The organism is Mangrovicoccus sp. HB161399 (genome assembly GCF_013184745.1).
GTDB lineage: Bacteria > Pseudomonadota > Alphaproteobacteria > Rhodobacterales > Rhodobacteraceae > Mangrovicoccus.
In genome coordinates this window covers 1-1,326 of record NZ_JAATVU010000239.1, presented here as the reverse complement: position 1 = coordinate 1,326, position 1,326 = coordinate 1, and the positions used below count along the sequence as shown (strand labels likewise).

The following is a 1,326-nucleotide window of genomic DNA, read 5'->3' as shown; positions in this document are numbered from 1 at the left end:
GGCGAACGCCCGCTCCGCGACCGGGACCTTCCCGCGGGCTCGCGCCCAATGAGGCAGAAGCCGGAGCGCGTTCCCGGCGGCGACCGCCGGATGGCCGAGATCCCCGCCGCGCTGCCGGTCGACGGGCCGGAGGATGTCGAGGCAGCCTGCGCCGAAGCCCTCGCGCAGGGCGTCCATTCCGCCGATGTCCGGCATGGCTCTCGGAGTTGCCATCGTGGCGCCACCGGTTCGGGCAGCGATGGCGACGGCTGCCGCTGCCTCGCTGCTCGACATCCTCGCCCGCAGGCGCGGGCCCGGGAGACCGGCGCCGACCGCGACGCCCGGGGCGCCGTGCCGGAGGCGCGCGTCCCGCGCGGCAGCTGACCCGCGAACCGACCGCCGGTTGTGCCCGCGCCGTGCCGGAGGCGCGCGTCCCGCGCGGCAGCCTCAGGAGACCCGGCCATGGAAAGAACGCAGATCCTCGGCACGTCGTGCCGGAGGCACGCCTGCGGCGTGATGGCGAAGCCGAAGCTCTGCGGGAGATGAGGGCATGCCCGCCGCCGGTCCGAGCGCCGCCCGAAACGGCCGCCCATGACGAGCTCATCGCAAGCGCGGCGAAGCGCCGGCACGGGCCGCAGCGGGTCGTCGGCGGCCTGCTGCAGGCGGAGACCCGCGACAATGAGCCGACGCGGCGCCGCCGGTCCGAGCCCGGCGGCGAATGGCAAGATCAATCAAGTGCCAGATGACAATCGCCCGGCTGCCGCTGGCCAGGGAGATCGGCGGGTCCGGCTTCTCCGGCACGCCGGTCAACGAGGCCCTGGTGCGCGACCTCGCCGGAGGCGCTTGCCGTCGCCAGTGCTGCTCGAACCATTGGCGCAATCACCGGCAACGCTCGGACCGATGGCGTCCAATGGTTCGCTCCTCCAGCAGCAGCGCAACGCGGTCCTCGCCGGCGGCACCGGGACCGGGAAGACCCGCATCGCCGTCGGCATCGCGCGGGCCCTTCGCCATCGGGCCCGGACCGGTGGCGTCCCGATGGCTCGGTCCGGAACGGCGCCCGCGGCCGCTTCTGCAATGGCGTCGATCTCGCCGGCAAGCGCGGCGCCGAGGCCCGCGCCGACCGCCAGGGGCGGACAGGCGGCCTGCCGGGACGCCTCGGCTTGTCCGGCATGGGCCCCGGAGTTGTCATCGGTTGCGCCATCGGTTCGGGCAGCGATGACGACGCGGCGCCATGCCGGACTCCTTGACGAGCTCGGCCATCTGCCCTTTGCCCAGACCGGCGGCCAGCTCGTTCGGCGGGACAACCGTCCGCTGGACGCTTGTCTTTTCCGTCTCGCTCCATCTGAT

The 1,326-nt window shown here is 74.0% G+C and carries 1 protein-coding gene and 1 pseudogene; one reads left to right on the top strand and one right to left on the bottom strand.

Features of this window, described 5'->3' with window-relative positions:
* Positions 1-213, bottom strand: a 213-nt coding sequence (locus HCC78_RS33450) for a hypothetical protein (protein WP_216671425.1), incomplete at its 3' end; no start/stop codon positions are given.
* A gap of 308 nt (positions 214-521) precedes the next feature.
* Here HCC78_RS33450 and HCC78_RS34360 point away from each other — a divergent pair.
* Positions 522-1,326 (top strand): annotated as a pseudogene (locus HCC78_RS34360) (hypothetical protein); the annotation flags it as partial.